This is a genomic window from Asticcacaulis sp. P4_H10, from assembly GCF_056400965.1.
Genome location: NZ_JBFUKH010000007.1, coordinates 258244 through 277098, shown reverse-complemented (window position 1 = coordinate 277098; position 18855 = coordinate 258244). Strand labels below are relative to the sequence as shown.

Annotated in this window: 8 protein-coding genes; 7 read left to right on the top strand and 1 reads right to left on the bottom strand. The window is 61.9% G+C overall.

Features of this window, described 5'->3' with window-relative positions; translation table 11 throughout:
* The first annotated feature begins 49 nt into the window (after positions 1 to 49).
* The 6 genes from AC1DON_RS14425 to AC1DON_RS14400 all read left to right on the top strand — a co-directional run bounded on the left by AC1DON_RS14425 (position 50) and on the right by AC1DON_RS14400 (position 14844).
* The gene (locus AC1DON_RS14425) at positions 50 to 2959 is read left to right on the top strand and encodes a TonB-dependent receptor (protein WP_476935509.1); all 2910 of its coding nucleotides are present in this window, start codon (positions 50 to 52) and stop codon (positions 2957 to 2959) included.
* A 299-nt stretch (positions 2960 to 3258) separates the two neighbouring features.
* Positions 3259 to 4665, top strand: coding sequence for a glucoamylase family protein (locus AC1DON_RS14420; protein ID WP_476935508.1), 1407 nt, complete (start codon positions 3259 to 3261; stop codon positions 4663 to 4665).
* Positions 4665 to 7661, top strand: coding sequence for a discoidin domain-containing protein (locus AC1DON_RS14415; RefSeq protein ID WP_476935507.1), 2997 nt, complete (start codon positions 4665 to 4667; stop codon positions 7659 to 7661). Before AC1DON_RS14420 ends, AC1DON_RS14415 begins: the two co-directional genes overlap by 1 nt.
* Before the next feature lie 37 nt (positions 7662 to 7698).
* Positions 7699 to 9966, top strand: coding sequence for a glycoside hydrolase family 3 N-terminal domain-containing protein (locus AC1DON_RS14410; protein ID WP_476935506.1), 2268 nt, complete (start codon positions 7699 to 7701; stop codon positions 9964 to 9966).
* A complete protein-coding gene (locus AC1DON_RS14405; protein WP_476935505.1) occupies positions 9959 to 11251 on the top strand; it encodes an MFS transporter in 1293 nt (430 codons plus the stop codon). Before AC1DON_RS14410 ends, AC1DON_RS14405 begins: the two co-directional genes overlap by 8 nt.
* Positions 11252 to 11487: 236 nt before the next feature.
* Positions 11488 to 14844 carry a DUF4450 domain-containing protein gene (locus AC1DON_RS14400; RefSeq protein ID WP_476935504.1) on the top strand — a complete coding sequence of 1119 codons (3357 nt, stop codon included), beginning with the start codon at positions 11488 to 11490 and terminating at the stop codon, positions 14842 to 14844.
* Here the strand turns inward: AC1DON_RS14400 and AC1DON_RS14395 are convergent.
* Positions 14841 to 17108, bottom strand: coding sequence for a hypothetical protein (locus tag AC1DON_RS14395; protein ID WP_476935503.1), 2268 nt, complete (start codon positions 17106 to 17108; stop codon positions 14841 to 14843). The genes AC1DON_RS14400 and AC1DON_RS14395 overlap by 4 nt on opposite strands.
* A 435-nt stretch (positions 17109 to 17543) precedes the next feature.
* On the opposite strand from AC1DON_RS14395, the gene pelA reads away from it, so the two are divergent.
* The gene (pelA, locus tag AC1DON_RS14390) at positions 17544 to 18839 is read left to right on the top strand and encodes a pectate lyase (protein WP_476935502.1); all 1296 of its coding nucleotides are present in this window, start codon (positions 17544 to 17546) and stop codon (positions 18837 to 18839) included.
* Positions 18840 to 18855 lie beyond the last annotated feature (16 nt).

Genomic DNA, 18855 nt, shown 5'->3' with positions numbered 1-18855 from the left:
TAAGCACACAACAAGAAACGTTCAGAGGAAGATTGGAAGGAATATGCAGATGAAACGCAATTCAGGCCTGCGCTTTGGCGCATCGGGACTGGCGCTCGTCACCGCCCTGGTCATGGCATCGCCCGTCATAGCCGCCGAGTCTGACGCCACCCTGACGGGTAGCGCTGCCGCCGGCACGGTTATTACCGCCACCGACACCAATACCGGCGCGTCCTCGTCGGCAACGGCCGGCGCCAATGGCCGCTACGTCATTGTCGGCCTGCGTCCCAGCAACTACTCCGTTACATTCAAGGCGCCAGATGGCACGATCCGCACCGATACGGCTGTGCTGCCGGTCGGTCAGACGATCGAGCTGAATGCGCAGGCTGATACTGCCTCCAGCGACACGCAAAACGGTGTCGTCACCGTCCGCGGCCGCCGCAACAGCCCGCGCAGCTCGGAAATCTCGACCTCGGTGTCGCGTCAGCAGATCGAAACCCTGCCGCAGAACGGCCGCAACTTCCTGAACTTCGCAGCCCTTGCCCCGGGCGTGTCGGTTTCGACCGACCCGGAACGCAAGACCTTCCAGGCAGGCGCCGTCAATGCCAATCAGGTCAACGTCTTTATCGACGGCATGAGTCAGAAGAACCAAGTCCTGCAAGGCGGTGTTTCCGGTCAGGACGCGTCGCGCGGCAATCCGTTCCCGCAGCTCTCTGTGCAGGAGTTCAAGGTCTCCACCCAGAACTTCAAGGCGGAATATGAGCAGGCCGGCTCCGCCATCATCACTGCAATTACCAAGACGGGCGGCACTGAGTTCCACGGAACGGTCTTCGGCACGTTGCAGACCAAGGACATGATCGGTCAGCCCTACTATGTGACCGGCGATAAGCCGGAGTACGAGAACACCGAATACGGTCTCGATATCGGTGGCCCGATTATCAAGAACAAGCTGCACTTTTATGCCGCTTATGAAGGCCGTAAGGACAAGCGTCCGACTGATGCGGTCAACATGCAGAACAACAGCGCGTTCAACACCGCCAACCCGACCCTGACCCAGGCGCTTGCGAGCGCCTACAACGGCGACTTTGCCAAGGATTTCAAGCAGGACATGTACTTCGGCAAGCTGACTTGGTTCGCCGATGACGACAATACGGTCGACGTAACCTACAAGCTGCGCAAGGAAGACGACCTGCGCAACTTCGGCGGTACAGCGGCTTATGAGCGCGGTTCGACCTTCGACCAGGAAATCAAGGGTGCCGGCATCAAGTGGCGTCATCGCGCCGGCAACCTGCTGAATGACATGCAGCTCAGCTATGAGGACGCCCAGTGGCGCCAGTCGTCACTGTCGACCTCGCCGGCCATCACCATTACTGGCGGAACCAACGACCTCAATACAGTGTGGGCGACCTTCGGCGGTGCGTCCTATTCACAGGTCAAGGGTCAGGAAAGCCTGACTCTGCGCAACGATATCACGCTGGTTGGCACGGAATGGCACGGCAACCACGTCATCAAGGGTGGCTTCAAGCTGGCCAACTACAAGTACACGGCCGAAGAAAACGACCGCGCTGCCAACCCCGAATATTACTATAATGCCTCGTCCTACGTTTACGGCGCGTCGAACAATGTGCCCTATGCCGTCAGGATCGCCGATGGTAATCCGCGCATTACATCGAACAATTCGCAGTTCGGCGTCTACATTCAGGACGACTGGACGATCGATGAGCACTGGACCGTCAATCTCGGCGTGCGCTGGGATTACGAGTCGAACATGCTCAATAACGACTTCGTCACGCCGGCGGACGTCGCGGCCCTTATGCGTTCGACGGCGGGCTTCAATGTCGCCTTCAACCCGGATGATTACATTTCGACCGGCAGCAATCGCGAAGCCTTCATGGGTGGCATCGCGCCGCGGGTCGGATTCTCGTATGACGTCAATGGCGACCGCGACCTTGTCTTCTTCGGCGGTTATGGGCGCTATTACGACCGGACCATCTACGACAGCGCCCAGACGGAAATGCGCCGGGCCCAGATCCACGTTGCCCAGATCAATTTCCGCGCCGGCGGTAACACGGATGCGGATCCGACCACGGCGGACTGGAACGGCAGCTATTTCGGTAACCCGGAAGCCCTGGTCGCACTGGCCAAGTCGCTCAACATCAAAGGCGAAGTCTTCGCGCTCAACAACGACGTCAAGGTCCCCTATTCGGATCAGTTCAATGTCGGCGTGCGCAAGCGCATAGGCGCGATCAATACCTCGGCGACCCTGTCCCACATCAAATACGCCAACCTGTTCAACTGGGTGCTGGGCAACCGCTTGCCCGACGGATCGTGGTGCGTCCATGGCCCACAATATGCCTGCCAGCCCTGGGGTAACGGCCTGCCGGGTTATGGCAACCTGATCATTTCGACCAATGATCGCGAAGCCACCTACACCGCCTTGTACCTCAATGCCGACAAGCCATGGACAGCGGAATCGAAGTACGGCTTCACGGCCACCTTGACGCTCGCCGACGCAGAAATGAATGGCCACAACGACCAGTTCATCTTCGACTACGCCAATCCGGTCGACAGCGGCATGCACCATGCGGAAGGCGTCGATAAGTGGCGCTTTGTCGGTTCGGGCATCGTCTCCGGACCATGGGACACGCGTGTATCAACCATCGTTACCCTGGCTTCGGGTGCGCCGTTCCAGTCAATCGATAATACTGGCCCGGCCCTGCGCATCATCGATGGCTATTATTGGCCGAAGAAGGGCTTCTCACAGGTCGACCTGCGCCTCTCGAAGGACTTCACCCTGCCGAACGGTCAGATGGTTACGGTCGATGGGCAGATCTACAACCTGTTTGACACGGTCAACCGCGCCTATTCCGGCTGGACCGGCGGCTTCAACGGCGGCTCGGGCGCAAGCCTGGAGCCGGACAACAACGTCCAGGTCGGACCCTCGCGATCCTTCCAGGTCGGCCTGACCTATAAGTGGTAAGTCCATAATCGGCTGCGTTGCGCTCTTCCCGGAAGCGGGACGCGGCCGATATCCCAGCGATAGCGCCTACTATCGCTGGATTTTGCTTTCGCGATATTTGCCGAAAACCGCTGCACACTTTTTGGCATATCGCTTCTTCAATGCCCGGCGCGTCCGTCTCCCTAAAGCGCGCGCCGGACATCTGCCTCCGCCGTTCCTGTCTTCCCCGCGGTGAGAGGCCACTACTCCCTGATGGCCGGAGGCTTTTCCCGGAGCCTCCGGTCCTTTTCTCAGGGTAAAAACCAAGAGAGTCCGCTGCCATGTCTTTGTACCAACCGACCCGTCGGGCCTTGAGCCTGGGTCTGCTCGCGCTGGGGGGCTGCGCGCATCTGCCAGGCCAGAAGGCCCAAGCTGAGTTTTCCGACCCGTTGCTGGCGGACCTGCATAAACGCGTCTTCCGCTTTTTCTGGGAGGTCACCGATCACCGCACGGGCCTGACGCCAGACCGCTGGCCGACGCGCACCTTCTCGTCAGTGGCCGCCATCGGCTTTGCTTTCAACGCTTATGTCATCGGCGCCGAAGCGGGTTACATCAGCCGCGTCCAGGCAGCTGAGCGCACATGCAATACATTGCGTTTCCTTTATAATCTGCCGCAGGGCGAGGGGGCGTCCGGCACAGCCGGTCACAAGGGCTACTTCTACCATTTCCTCAATTTCGACGACGGCACGCGCTATAAGCAATGCGAACTGTCCTCCGTCGATACGGCCCTGCTGCTGATGGGTGCGCTCTGTGCTGCGCAATATTTCGATCGCGAAGATGCGGCGGAAAACGAAATTCGCCGCCTGGCCCATGCCCTTTATGAACGTGTCGACTGGACCTTCATGCAACGTCCATCGGGCCGCCAGACCATGGGCTGGCACCCCGAAACCGGCTTCATCAAGGCCGAGTGGCAGGGCTATTACGAAGGCATGATGGTCTATCTGCTGGCTATGGGATCGCCGACCCATCCGATCGATCCCAAGGCCTATGAGGTCTGGTGTTCGACCTATGACGAGACCTACGGTGTCATCAATGGCTATGAGCATCTGGGTTTCCACGCCCTGTTCGGTCATCAGTACAATCACATCTGGATCGACTATCGCGGCATTGCCGACGCCTATATGCGCGCCAAGGGTTTCGACTATTTCGAGAACTCGCGCCGCGCCACCCTGTCCCAGCGCAACTACGCCATCACTAACCCGATGGGGTTCAAGGACTATGGCGTCGACATCTGGGGCTTTACGGCCTGCGACGGTCCGGCCGACGTCAAGCTGACGATCGATGGTGTTGAGCGTCAGTTCCGCAGTTATTCGGCGCGAGGCCCGGGCGGCGATCATCCGTTCGACGACGGCACGATTGCGCCGACGGCGGCACTGGGGTCGATCATGTTCACGCCGGTGGAATCGCTGGCCGCGGCCAAGGCGATGAAGACGCGCTATGGCTCTGACATCTACGACACATACGGCTTCCACGACAGCTTCAACCCGACCTTCGTGACCGACTATCCGTCGCGTGAGGGCCATCAGACCAAGCGCGCCGGCTGGGTGTCGAACGATTATATCGGTATCGACCAAGGGCCCATTTTGTGCAGCATCGAAAACCTGCGCTCGGGGCTGCTGTGGCGACTGATGAAGGGCTGCGCTCCGCTGCAACGCGGCCTGAAGCTGGCCGGTTTCGAGGCGCTGTGATGCGCACTGCCGTCGCTCTTGCTGTGCTGATGGTGTGCTGCGGATCTGCTGTGGCAGCCGACGCGCCGCTGTTTGCGCCGGGCGCCTGGACGGCCGGCGCTTCCGAAGGCGTAATGTCGAAGGCGACGGGTACGGACACGGCGCGGCTCGACTATGGCTTTGCCGGCGCCGGCTATGCCTTCATGATCCATCCGCTTGACTTTGCTGCGCCGGAAAATTTCGTCATCGAGATCCCGGTGCGAGGTGAGGGCGCGGGCAACGATCTGCAGATCAAGTTCACCGATGCCTCGGGCGACAATGTCTGGTGGATGACGCGGCCGGGCTTTGTACCGTCGAAGGACGGCACTGTTTTGCGCATTCGTCCGCGCCATATCGATTTCGCCTGGGGACCAACGCCCGACAAGACCTTCAAGGGCGGCAAGCGCATTGAGGTGGTTGTCGTCAAGACCGCCAAGGGCGCGGCGTCGGGCTGGCTCGAAGTCGGGCCGGTGACCTGGCGCACCGAGACGCCTGAGCCAAAAGTCGAAGCCGCTTTGAAAGCGGATATTGCTGCGGTCGTCGACGGCAATGCTGCAACCGGCGCGTCTGCGAAAGCGGTGACGATTGACCTGTCGCGGGTGCGGCCTTTTGGTGGCCTAAGGCTCGAGTGGGGGCAGGTTCCTGCACGCTACGACATCGCCGTGTCCGATGACGGCAAGACGTTCCGCAATCTTCGCACCGTCACCGGCAGCGATGGCGGCACCGACTATGTGACGCTGGGCGAGGTCGATGCGCGCTTCGTCAAAATCAGTGGATCGGGCCGGCTGAATGAGGCCGCCATGCTGCCGCTGGAGATGGGCGTAAAGCCGAACGCCCTGCTAACTGAACTGGCCAAGGCGGCGCCGCGCGGTGATTATCCGCGCGGCTTCTCGGAACAGAGCTATTGGACGGTCGTGGGCGTTGCTCATGGTGGTTCGCGCGCGGCGCTTCTGTCTGAGGACGGCGCGGTCGAACTGGGGCCGGAACGCCCGTCCTTGGCGCCGGTCCTGACTGTTGATGGTCAGCGCTACACCTGGGCGCAGGCCAGGGTGACGCCCATCGCCGATGCTGAGCGTTTGCCCCTGCCATCGGTGGAATGGCAGGCGGGGCCCGTAAGGATGACGATCGCGCCCCTGGCCTATGGTGACGGCAAATCGCCGCTTGGATTGGTGCGCTATGATCTGCGGTCAGAGGTCGACACAAGCGTTCAGCTTGATCTGCATTTGCAGCCCATGCAGGTCAATCCGCCTGCGCAGTTCCTGACGCGGCCGGGCGGCTTTGCGCCCATTCGTGACCTCTTTTACGACACTCAGGTTCTGCGCATCGACGACCAGCCGCTATGGCTGCTGACAACGCCGTCGCAAGTAATGACTTCCGGCTTCCTGACGGGACCGCAAGGGGCAAAGGTGAGCGATGCCGACGGTATGGCGTCAGCTGTTATCGGCTATGGTTTGGTGTTGAAGGCCGGCGACACACGCAGCATCGTCCTGGCTTTTCCGTTGGGTGATGCGTCTCCTCCACCGCAGGTTTCCGGCGATCCGGTCGCTTGGGCTGACCAGCAGGCCAAGGCCATGCGCGCCGACTGGCAGCAACGCTTGGGTCAAACCCATCTTAGCTTGCCCAAGGGCGCGCCGCCGATCGCGGACAGTCTGAAGCTGGCGCTCGGCTATCAACTTATGCTGATGGATGGCGACTGGCTGAAACCCGGTGCGCGCTCCTATGACCGGTCGTGGATCCGCGATGGCGCCATGATGTCCGAAGGCCTGCTGCGCATGGGGCTGACCCAGGAAGCCCTGCGCTTTTTCAAGGCCTATGCGCCGATGAGCTTCGACAATGGCAAGGTACCGTGCTGCGTCGATGCGCGCGGCGCCGACCCGACGCCGGAAAATGACAGTCATGGCGAACTGGCCTGGCTGGCGGGCGAACTGATCCGCTATGGTGTGTCGCCCGCCGAGATCGCGCCGTACTGGCCGCAGGTATCGGGTGCCATCGCCTATCAGGAAGGCTTGCGCCAACAGAACCTGACGCCGCAAACCGAGCGGCGCTTCAAGGGCCTGCTGCCGCCGTCAATCAGCCATGAGGGCTATTCGGATAAGGCGGCATATGCCTACTGGGATAATTTCTGGGCGTTGAAAGGCTATCGCGGCGCCGTCCTGACCGCCAGGGCCTTGGGTCGCGGTGATGACGCGCATAGGGTAGCCGGGCAGGGCGAGGCCTTTGCCCGCGATCTATCTGCGTCTATCACCGCGACTGCCGCGCACTACAGTCAGGACGTGGTTGCCGGCGCGGCCGATCGCGGCGATTTTGACCCGACCTCGACCACAATGGGCCTGACCGCCGGCGCCCACGAGGCCGATATCCCTGAGGCCCTCAAGCGCCAGACCTTTGAACGCTACTGGTCTAAAATCCTGACGCCGCGCCATGACACGCCCAATGTTTACACCCCCTACGAACTGCGCAATGTCGGCGCATTTCTGCGCCTGAAACAGCCGGAACGGGCACGCCAGGCGCTCGACATGTTCTTTGCCGATCAGTCGCCGAGAGAATGGTTCCAGTGGGCCGAGGTCATCACTGTTCCTTACCGTCAGCCGCTGTTTATCGGCGACCTGCCGCATGGCTGGGTCGAGTCGGACTATCTGCGCGTCGCGCTTGATCTCTTCGCCTATGAACGACCCGAAGCAGAGCAGATGGTCCTGCTGTCGGGCTTCGATCCGAAGTGGGCAGACGGTGAAGGCGCCAAACTCGAAGCGCTGCAGACGCCCTATGGCCCGTTGTCCCTCGCCGCCCGGCGCAACGGTTCCGCCGTAGAAGTGACGCTTACCTCCAAGACCGCTCCGCCGGATGGTTTCGCGCTCGACTTGACGCCTTTTGGGCGGGTTGCGGTCCGCGTTGATGGCAAGACTGTCAAACCCGACGCCCGCAACGAAGTCCTTATCCGTGCACCCCGCGCCGTCGTCTCGCTGGAGACGGTAAGATGACATTGAAAATTTCCCGAAAGCAGAACAGGATCAAACCATGACCGCTTTTACGCCCTCCCGCCGGTTTTTCCTCAAGGGTGCCGTCGCCACGGCCGCCTTCCTGCCGATTGTCGCACCTGCTTTTGCCAGGATCACCGCCGCGCCTGATCCCTTTATTGAAAAGCTTATCGCTTCGATGTCGGTCGAAGAAAAGGCCGGCCAGCTCAGCCTCTATGCAGACCTGACGCGCCCCGACTTCGGCAATGTCAATCCAGCGGCGATCGCCCAGACCAAGGACGAGGTCAAGGGCCGCATCCGCAAGGGCGAGATCACCGGCCTGTTCAACGGCATCGGCGTTGCCGGCGCGCGTGAACTTCAAAAGGTGGCGGTCGAGGAATCACCGCACAAGATACCGCTGATCTTTGCCGCCGATATCATTCACGGCCTGCGTACGATCTTCCCGGTGCCGCTGGGCGAAGCGTCGGCGTTCGATGCCGATCTGGCCTACCGCACAGCGCGCGCCGCGGCGATCGAATCGACCGCCGTCGGCCTGCACTGGACCTTCGCGCCCATGGTCGATATCGCGCGCGACCAGCGCTGGGGCCGCGTTGTCGAAGGCGCCGGTGAGGACACCTATCTTGGCAATATTTTGGCGACCGCCCGCGTGCGTGGTTTCCAGGGCGATGACCTGAAAGACGGCCGCACCATGCTGGCCACCATGAAACACTTCGCCGCCTATGGCGCGGTTCAGGGCGGTCTGGAATATGCCACGGTTGATATCCCCGAAACGACGCTGCGCGAAATCCACCTGCCGCCGTTCAAAGCAGGTCTCGATGCCGGTTGCCTCAGCGTCATGTCTAGTTTCAACGATGTGGCGGGCGTGCCGGCAACGGCCAACCGTCACCTGCTGACCGAAATCCTGCGCAACGAATGGGGTTTCCCCGGTCTGGTCGTGTCGGACTACACTTCCGAAGAGGAGCTTATCCTGCACGGCTATGCTGCCGATGGTCGTGACGCCACCAAGAAGGCCATCATGGCCGGTTGCGACATGTCGATGCAGTCGGGCCTGTACATGAAGCACCTGCCGTCGCTGGTCGCGGACGGCGAAGTGCCGATGGCCGTGCTTGACGAAGCCGTGCGCCGCACGCTGCGCGTCAAGAAGGCGCTGGGCTTGTTTGAAAACCCCTACCGTTCGATGGACGCCAAGCGCGAAAAGGCCGATGTGCGTTCGAAGGAGGTTGTCGCCCTGGCACGCGAAGCCGGCCGCCGGTCTATCGTCCTGCTGAAGAACGAAGGCAATCTGCTGCCGTTGGCGAAGACGAGCCGCAAGATTGCGCTGATCGGGCCACTGGGCGCCGACCGCCATAACCTGCCGGGACCCTGGTCGGTCTTCCCCGATCGTGCCAAGGGCGTGACCATCGAAGAAGGCCTGCGCGCTGTCACCAAGAATGTCACCGTCGTCAAGGGCTGCGACTTTGATGCGGATGTGCCGGGCGGGATCGATGACGCGGTCGCCGCCGCTCGCGCCGCCGACGTCGTTATCTTCGCGGTCGGTGAGGCAGAGAACATGTCAGGCGAAGCGCAGGCGCGCACCGATATCTCGCTGCCGGCGGCGCAACTGGCGCTGATCGAAGCCGTCAAGGCAGCCGGAAAGCCCACTGTCATCCTGCTGCGTCACGGCCGCGCGTTGGCGCTGACCGGTGCGGCGCGCGATGCGGATGCGATCCTGGCCACCTGGTTCCTCGGTTCGGAAACCGGCAACGCCATCGCCGATATCCTGTTCGGCGACTACGCGCCGTCGGGTCGTCTGCCGGTCAGCTTCCCGCAGGCATCGGGCCAGCAGCCCTACTACTACAATCACCGCACCAGCGGACGGCCGCAACTCGACCCCAAGGTGGCGGAGTACAAGACCCGCTACCGCGAAGTCACCAACGAAGCGCTTTATCCATTCGGCCACGGCCTGACCTATTCGAAAATTGAATATGGCGCGACGGCGGTCAGTGCGGCGACGCTCGACTGGAATGGGTCGCTCACCGTCAGTGCCGAGGTCGCTAATACCGGCGCCCGCGCGGCCGACGAGGTCGTGCAGCTCTACGTTCACGACAAGGTGGCGAGCCTGGTCCAGCCGGTGCGCCTTCTCAAGAGCTTCAAGCGGGTGACGCTGAAACCCGGTGAACGCAAGACGGTCGAATTCACCCTGAAACGCGCCGATCTCGCCTTCGTCCAGGCCGACCTGAAGACCGAGGCCGAAGCCGGCGCCTTCCTGGTCTGGCTTGCGCCGTCGGCTGTGGGTGGCACGCCTGCGACCTTCACCCTGAATGGCTGAGGCGAAACCGGCTAGTATTGGACTGAGGGGCGCGGCCGTCTACGGCCTGGGAGATTTTGCCTGTAACCTCTACTGGCAAAGCGTCAGCCTGTTCCTGCTGTTCTACTATACTGAGGTGGTGGGGCTGTCGCCCGCCACGGCCGGCCTGATCTATTTGATCGCGTCGGTGTGGGACGGTGTGATTGATCCCCTGATCGGCATGGCAGCGGACCGTACCCGCACGCGGTTCGGCGCCTACCGGCCCTATATCCTGATGGGCGGGCCGTTGCTGGGCCTGAGCTTCTGCCTGCTCTATTACCGGCCGCCGCTGGAAGACTACGCCCTGGCCATCTTCATGCTGGTCAGCCACCTGATCTTCCGTACCGTCTATGCCCTGGTCAATATCCCCTATGCGGCCCTGACCGGGCGGTTGACAGCCGATCCCGACCGGCGCGCGCAGTTGTCCGGCTTTCGCATGTTCTTCGGCGCGCTGGCGGCCGCCCTGGTGTCGCTGGCCATACCGTTTGCGGGCGGCGAAGGCAGGGGTTACTTCCTGCTGGCCGTAGCCTTTTCGGTCGTGGCAACAACCCTCTTTCCGCTTGTCTTTGCCGTAACACGCGAACCGGAGACAGATGCCGCGACCGCGCCGCCGCCAAAGCTGAAGGCCCTGATCTGGAGCCTGATGCGCAATCGCGCCTTCTGGGGGCTGAACCTCGGCGCTATCGCCTTTGCCGTGTCGGGCACGGCCCTGACCAAATCGGTGCTCTACTATTTCAAATACCAGCTCCACGATGAGGCGGCGGGCGCCCTGTGCCTGGCCGCGACGGGTGCTGCCGGGCTGGTCGTCATTCCGTTCTGGACCTTGTTGGCCCGGCGTCTGGGGCGGCGCGGCGTATGGATTGCCGCCAGTTGTGTCGGCCTGTCAGGTCTCCTGACGCTGGCCATCTTGCCTGCCGTCGGGACCGGCTGGACAATGGCGCTGCTGGTCTGGGTGCACAGCGGGTTTCTGGGGTTGTTCTTTGCCTTCTGGTCGCTGCTGCCCGACACGGTCGATTATGGCGAGCAGGCGACACACGTGCGCGCCGACGGTTTTATCTTCGGTGTGGCGGGCATGATATCGAAAGTGTCTGTCGGCATCGGCGCAGCCTTGTTCGGTTGGGGGTTGAGTGTATCGGGGTACCGGCCCAATGTCGCCCAGACGGCGGAAACGCTTGGCGGCCTGAAGGCCCTGATGGTCCTGCCGCCGATCGCGGGCCTGTCCGTGTGCGCCCTGCTGATGATCTGGACCGTGCGTGTGCGAAAATAAGTCAGGTCTGATCTTGGCAGTGTTTCATCTATAGATACGAATTAAAGCACATTCCAACATGTGGAACTGCCTTGGTAGTTATCTCTGATTACTCCCTGAATACTGCTTGACGGTTTTTCACTGCATGGCCAATATCATCAGCAATAATGGGCCGTATATATTGCAAGGCCGGAGAGCCATCCGTCACCTATAGTGAGCGTCGTTCTTCATAATATACTTATTGGCAGGAAATGCTTATGAACAGGCTATTGGGCGCGACGGCTTCGATCTGTTTGTTACTGGCAGTAAGCTCCGCAGGCGCGCAGGTGGCGCCGTCGGCAACCGGCGGGTTGAAACCCAATATCGAAGGCCAGATCGCTACGCCGCTCAGGTACCATCCCGAAGGCGGCGACTTTGTCATCCGCAATGGCACTGAGGTCTTCAATCGCGCGCTCTACGGCGGCAATACCGCCTTCCGGGTCGATGGTGGCGACATGCCGGAATTCTCACTCTACCTGCCTGGACGTGGCGGTAATGTGCGTTTGGGGATCAAAACCGCCCAGGGCGTCAAATGGCTGAGCGATGCCAGCCATATCGTCACCCGCTACCGGCCGGGCGAACTGATCTATGTCATCACCGATCCCTTGCTGGGACGGGGACGTTTTGAGGTCGGCGTCCTGGCCTACCATCAGACCGAGGGTCTGATCGTCCGCGCCGAAGGGCAGGGGCTGCCGGCGGGCGCCGAACTGGTCTTCGCCTATGGCGGTGGCAATGGTGTGCGTGGCGTACGCGACGGCGATATCGGCACGGAAAAAGTACCGATCAGCCAGTATTTCCAGTTCAAGCCCGAATATGCGGCGGATGACAGCTATGCGTTCACGAAGGGTGGCTTTACGGTCGATGGCAAGGCGGCGCGCTTCGCCGGCGTTGTGTCGGGTCAGGCTGAGCTGCGCCTGGCTGATGCCACGCAGTGGGCGGATGCTAACGCCTTGCTCGCATCCTCGGCCGATGCGGCCGTCAAAGTCGTGGTCGGCCGGGTAAAGCTCGGCAGCGCGCCGGTCTTCCTGTCGGTGCAGGTGACCAGCCGCCCGCAGGCCGGTGACCTCGGCACCTATAGCGCCGTGACCGCATCACGCGGCAACGTACCGGCGAAGGCTCAAGACCCAAGTCCGCTTGACCCGGCCTATAAGCCCACTGAGCTGGCCAAGCGCTTCGACGCCACACGTCGGCATTTCGAGACCCTGCGCAATCGCGTCCGCGTCGAGACGCCGGACCCCTATCTCGACGCCGCCGTGGGTTCGTTGAACGTGGCCGCCGATGCCCTGTGGGACGAACGTCAGGGCGGCATCATGCACGGCGCCATCGCCTGGCGGACCAAGCTGCTTGGCTGGCGCGGGCCGTATGCGCTCGACGCCTTGGGCTGGCACGACCGGGCGCGGCGCAATTTCGACGGCTGGACTGTGCGCCAGAACACCGATGCCATTCCGGCAACCTTGCCGCCCGCTGACGAAGATTCAAATCTCGCCCGCAACGAAGTCGGGCTGCACTCCAACGGCGACATGTCGAATTCGCACTACGACATGAATGTCGGCTTTATCGACGCCATGTTCCGCCACATCCTGTGGACCGGCGACCTCGACTATGCCCGCACAAACTGGCCGGTGATCGAACGCCATCTGGCGTGGGAAAAGCGGCTGTTTCGCCGCGAATACGGGCCTGAAAAGCTGCCGCTCTACGAGGCCTATGCGGCCATCTGGGCCAGCGACGACATGCAGTACCATGGCGGCGGCGTGGCCTACACCTCGGCCTATAACCTCTATCATAACCGCATGGCGGCGCGCGTCGCTGGCTTACTAGGCAAGGACGGCAGCGCTTATGCGCGTGAGGCGGAGCTGATCGGTCGGGGCATGCGGCAATATCTGTGGATGCCGGATCGCGGCGCCTTTGGTGAGTTCCGCGACCTGCTGGGTGGGCAGATGCTCCACCCGAGCTACGGTCTATGGAGTTTCTATCACACGCTCGATTCCGGCGTGCCCGATGGCTTCGAAGCCGCGCAGATGGCTGCCGACCTCGAGCGGCATTTAAAGCCAATTCCCGTCACCGGTGAAGGCGTTCCTGTCGACCGGCCGCACCACGTCCTGCCGAGCTCGGACTGGATGCCCTATAGCTGGTCGCTCAACAATGTGGTCATGGGCGAGAACCTGCATACCGCCCTGGCCCTGTGGCAGGCGGGTGATGCGGAAGGCGCCTATACGCTGACGCGCGGCAGCCTGCTGGCCAGCTTCTATATGGGCATCGCACCCGGCAATATCGGCAGCCTCAACTATCTCGACACCTATCGCCGTGAGGCCCAGCGCGACTTCGCAGATGGCGCTGGTGTCATGTCGCGCGCTGTCGTCGAAGGCCTGTTCGGCGTCAAGCCCGATGCGCTCGACAAGACGCTGCGACTGACGCCGGGCTTTCCGAAGGATTGGAACCACGCCAGCCTGATCCATCCGGATCTCGGACTGAGCTTCAAGCGCGACGGTGCGAATGAGACCTGGACGGTCAGCCAGACAGGCACGCTCTTTGCCCGTTTTGTTATCGAAGTGCCGGTTACGGGTGAGATGGTCGAGGAGGTCACAGTCGACGGCAAGGAAGTGCACTGGACAGCGGTCAAGGGCGTCGGTGCGCCCAAGCTGCGCATCGAAGGCGCGCTGAAAAAGCAGGCGGTCGTGAAGGTCGTGTTCAAAGGCGCGGCGCTCGATCCGGCCAGGGCCGAGGTCATCGGCACCGGCCCTGATCCGCGCTTTACGGCGCATCGCCAGGGCAATTTCGAATGGTGGACATTGGCCGCCGTGCCAGCACCCGATCAGACAGCTTGCGCGCTTCAGGCGCCGCGCTGGGCATGGATGAGCCGTCTGCTCAAGACCGAAGCGGTCGATCTGTCGGCGTCGTTCAACGCCAGGGTCACGGACATCTTCGCGCGGGGCAAGTACCGTTCGCCACGTTCGCCGCATGTCTCGCTGGCCATCCCGGCGCAGGGCATCGGCGCCTGGGCCGGCCACGTCAAGGCGACTGCCAATATCGACGATGCGGCCTTGCGCGCTGCCGGCGGCGAAGTCAGGTTGCCCAGCGGCCTGACCTTCAGGACGCCGGCTGAGGGCGCCAATATCGTCTTTACGTCGCAATGGGATAACTATCCGAAAGAGGCAACCGTGCCGCTTAACGGCAAGGCAAGGCGCGCCTTCCTGATGATGGCTGGATCGACCAATGCCATGCAAAGCCGTGTCACCAATGGTGAGGTGATTGTCACCTATACGGACGGCACGGAAACGCGGATGACGCTGTCAAATCCCCAAAACTGGTGGCCGATTGAGCGCGACTATTTCGTAGATGACTATCAGTTCCAGCTGTGCGGTGAAGCGCCGGTGCGGCTTGACCTCAAGACTGGCACTGTGACCCTTCCTGGGCCGGACAGCAAGGGCCGGACCGACCGCGAAACAATCGACGGCGGGGCCGCGAACATCCTCGACATCGAACTGGACGCGACGCGGACGCTGAAGTCACTGACCGTGCGCAGCGTCGCCAATGAGGTGGTCATTGGCCTGATGGCGGTCAGTCTGGAGCGTTAAAGCGAGGGCTTCAGACCCTCGACCCTGACATTCCATTTCTTGGGGAAGCCCGGGGCACGGCCTGACTGCCCATCCCAGCCGCCCGCCATCAGAGCCACCGCCATCAGCAGGCTGCCGTTCGACGGGAAGTAGGTCTCGGCCGCGCGCTGATAACCGGGGCCATCTGCGCCAGGGCCTTCGCCGGTTGCGGTCGGCACAAAGGCCTGGGCGTGAGCATCGAGGTGGACGCGCGGGGTCATGCCGGACTTGCCGTACTTGTTGTTTTTGGCGTCGAAGAACAGCCAGTCAACGGCCTCTTCCGGGCTGTTCAGCCGCGCCGCCGTCATGGCGATCATGGCGTAATCCCAGCCCCAGGTCTGGCGCAGATCCCAGTCGGATTTCGTCCGATCGAGTGTGTGGCGCATAACGGCGCGATCGACGTCGCGGCCCGGCAACCAGCCAAGCGGCATCAGGAAGGATGGGTGATCGCGATTCTGGCACGATTCCTCGAGCGCGTTGCTGAGGCAGGTGCCGGCGGCGCGATCCCAGAAGTCGGGCACAGAGCGCGTAGGCAGGTAGAGGTCATCTTTCTGCGGCAGGTCCGGCCACTTTGCAAGTATGGCGTCCCAGTCGGCGCGACGGCCCAACCCTCGACGTTCGCGCCAGCTCTGTGCGGTTTCGATGCCCCAGCGGTAATAAGCAACTTCGAACATCGGATCAAAGGTCGTCAGCGGATCGAAATTTTCCTGCACCGGGATGATCGGCGGACCCAGGCGATAACGGCCCGATGCCTCATCGAAATGCGCGAAGGAGGCCAGAAGCTCGGCGGACTGTTCGACCAGTTCGGCGTAACGCGTCAGCACGGCCTTGTCCTTGCCAGCGCGCCAGATCAGTTCGCTCATATAGATCGGATGTGGCTGCTGCCACATGATGAAGGGCGACACTTTACTGGGGCTATCGACGCCATCCGGCCCGATCATCTTGGGCCACCAGGCGCCCTTGACGCCCTGGTTGACGGCGCGCGCTTTGGCATTGGGCAAGTGGGTCAGGTACCAGCCGAGGCTGCGCTCCAACAGTTGCGGCCGGCCCCACAACGCAAAGTGCGCCGAATGCCATGGGTGCATCTCCAGATGCGACTTGCCGTTCCAGCTGTTGGAGAACAGGCCTTCTTCCTGTGGCGGGAAGTCGCCGGCGGCATTCACCGCCATCAGGTATTGCGACAGGATGACCCGCCGCTCCAGTTCGTGCGCGCGCGGGGCGGTGCTGCCGGAGAAATCGACCATGCCGCCTTTCGACCAGTAGTCGCGCCAGTGCGTTGTCACAGCGGCCCTGCCCTTCGCCGGGGCGGGCAGGGCGATATCGGGGGTGGCGAACTGGGTCAGGACGGTGAGGGTATGGCCTTTGGCGGCGGCGCGCCAAGTGTGAGTGCCCGCTGCCGCGACCTGGCCGCCGGGTGCGGCAATGGCGGCATGATATGTAGTTGCGTCGATCCTGCGTTCCAGCCGGACCTCGCTGGCAGTGCGGCGGCGTTCTGTCGTGCTGTGCGCATCGGGATTGGACCAGTCGGACGGATCGGGATTAAGTGACTTCGACACGCCGGGGAATTTGACGATGACGGCCAGCCGTCCATCGGCCACGAGCTTTGAAGTGATCTCGGCCAGGACGGTATCCTGATCTGGCAGGACACAGGTGGTGACCGTGACCGGCTCACCATCGTAGACAAAGCGGCTGATCAGCGTGCCTGTCCACAGATCGAGTGTCTGGCGGGGATCGCGGATGTCCGAGAACCGTGCCGGCGTACCGTCCTTTGTCTTCAGATCGAGCGCCACGCGTCCCAGCGAAAAGCGATGCGGGTTCTCGCGGATATAGGCAACGGCCGGGTTCCCGGCGGCGTCAGCCCAGTCCTTGATATAGCCGTAGCGGCGCGTGCGGCCGCGCACGTCGATCGGAACCTGCGTATCCCTGACCGTGAAGCCCTGCGGATTGGGAAAGCTGTGCCAGGCCCATTGCGCCTCGGTCAGCAAGGGCGCGATCTTTGAATAGGGCTCGGTGAAAGTCTGAAGCCCGGTGATGTCGGCCGTGAAGCCGATATTGCCGTTGCCAAGCATGAGCGGCGCCGAAGGATCGACCTGGGTAAGCACCGGGTTGTGCCGGGTCACCAGGGCCTGACGGTCAATCGGTGCCTCGGCCAGGACGGGCTGCGTCGCCGCAGCGGCGAAGGTCGCAGCCGATGCCGCCAGCAACTGGCGGCGGGAGAGGTGGTGCAGCTGGGGAAGGCGAGGCATAGGATCGTCCTGAGCGGCGTCGGTGTGCGCAAAAAATACTGACAACGTTTTCCGTTATCCGGAACAGTCAAATGACGTGCGTTATCTTAAATTGTACCTGTTGAGCCAGACACGCGGAAATGCTGGAAAATTAAGCGAAAAGAAGGCCGATCCTACCGATGTCGCGGCCTTCGCAAGCCTATATTGCGCGCCTTTTTACGCCGCGCCAGCGCTTTATTTGTATTACAATCAACTTATTGCATGAAAGCGTGCGTGGAAATGATGAGTTGTGCGAGTTTTGCAACAATATTTCCCCATCTAAAATTGAACGTGTACTTTCATTTCAAATTTAAAACCATTTTTAAAAAAACTAATCGATCGTGATCATTTGTGTTTACAAATGCGAAATGATCCGTATCAATTTTGACATAAGGATATCAAAAACAGGGACGAGTTATGAAGGTGGGCGTTTTAACGTATGCGGTAGCCATTGCAGGTCTTGCTGCGCCGATGGTCATCCATGCGGCAGTCGTCGGCGAGAATACGCCGGCGCGTCCCCTGACCGTCGAACGCCTGAGCGAACTGCCGGCCAATCAGCACATGCCGTGGGCGGACTATATCCGTCGCTCGGAAGCGCAGGAAAAGACCGATCGCGCCACCCTGGCCGCGGAACTGAAGCCGGGCGAACTGCCGCCGCCACCGCCGGTCGCCGGCAGCGGCCATATGGTGCTCAACAAGGATGCCGCCTGGTACGGCACATTAGAGGCGCGCGCCATTGCCGACACCATTGTCAGCTTCCAGACGCCTGCCGGTGGCTGGAGCAAGAACCAGAACCGCACCGGCCCCAAGCGTCTGCCGGGCCAGCGTTACAGCAATAATGCCGAGACCATGGAGGTCGGCACAGGCAGCTTCGATGCACCCAAGGATCGTTTCTGGACTTTTGTCGGCACGCTCGACAACGGCGCTACGACGACTGAGATGCGCTTCCTGGCGCGTGTGCAGCAGCAGTTGCCGGGCAGGGACGGCGACGTCTATCGCGCCAGCATTATCAAAGGCGTGAAATACCTGCTGGCTGGGCAATATCCCAATGGCGGATGGCCGCAGATCTACCCGATCGAAGGCGGGTTCCACGATGGGATCACCTTCAATGACAATGCGGTCGCCGAGGCGTCGATGATCCTGGAAGATGTCGCCGAGGGCAGCGCCGAATTCGCCTTTGTCCCGGCCGACCTGCGCAAGAAGGCCGGCGCCGCCAGCGCACAAGCCGTTGAGGTCATTCTGGCCGCCCAGGTCGTGGTCGACGGCAAGGCAACCGTGTGGCCGCAGCAGGTCGACGCCCTCACGCTGGAGCCCATTTCGGCGCGCAATTACGAGATGCGCTCGCTGGCCAGCGCCGAGAGCGCCGACATCCTGATCTTCCTGATGCGCCAGCCCAATCCGTCGCCGAAGATAAAGGACGCCGTGCATTCCGGAGTCGCCTGGCTGAAGGCGCACGCCATCTACGGCAAGGCCTTCACCAAGGTCAGTGACCTCGAAGGCCGCAAGCTGATCGAGCAGCCGGGCGCTGGCCCGATCTGGTCACGCAATTACGACATCCGCACGGGTAAGCCGATCTTCGGCGACTGGGACAAGTCAATCCAGGATGACGTCAACGCTATCTCCAAGGGGCGTCGCAACGGCTACTCCTGGTACTCAGCCATGCCGCAGAAAGCGCTCGACGCCTATGCGGAGTGGACCCTGAAGAACCTCTGAAGCCTTTGGGGTGTGT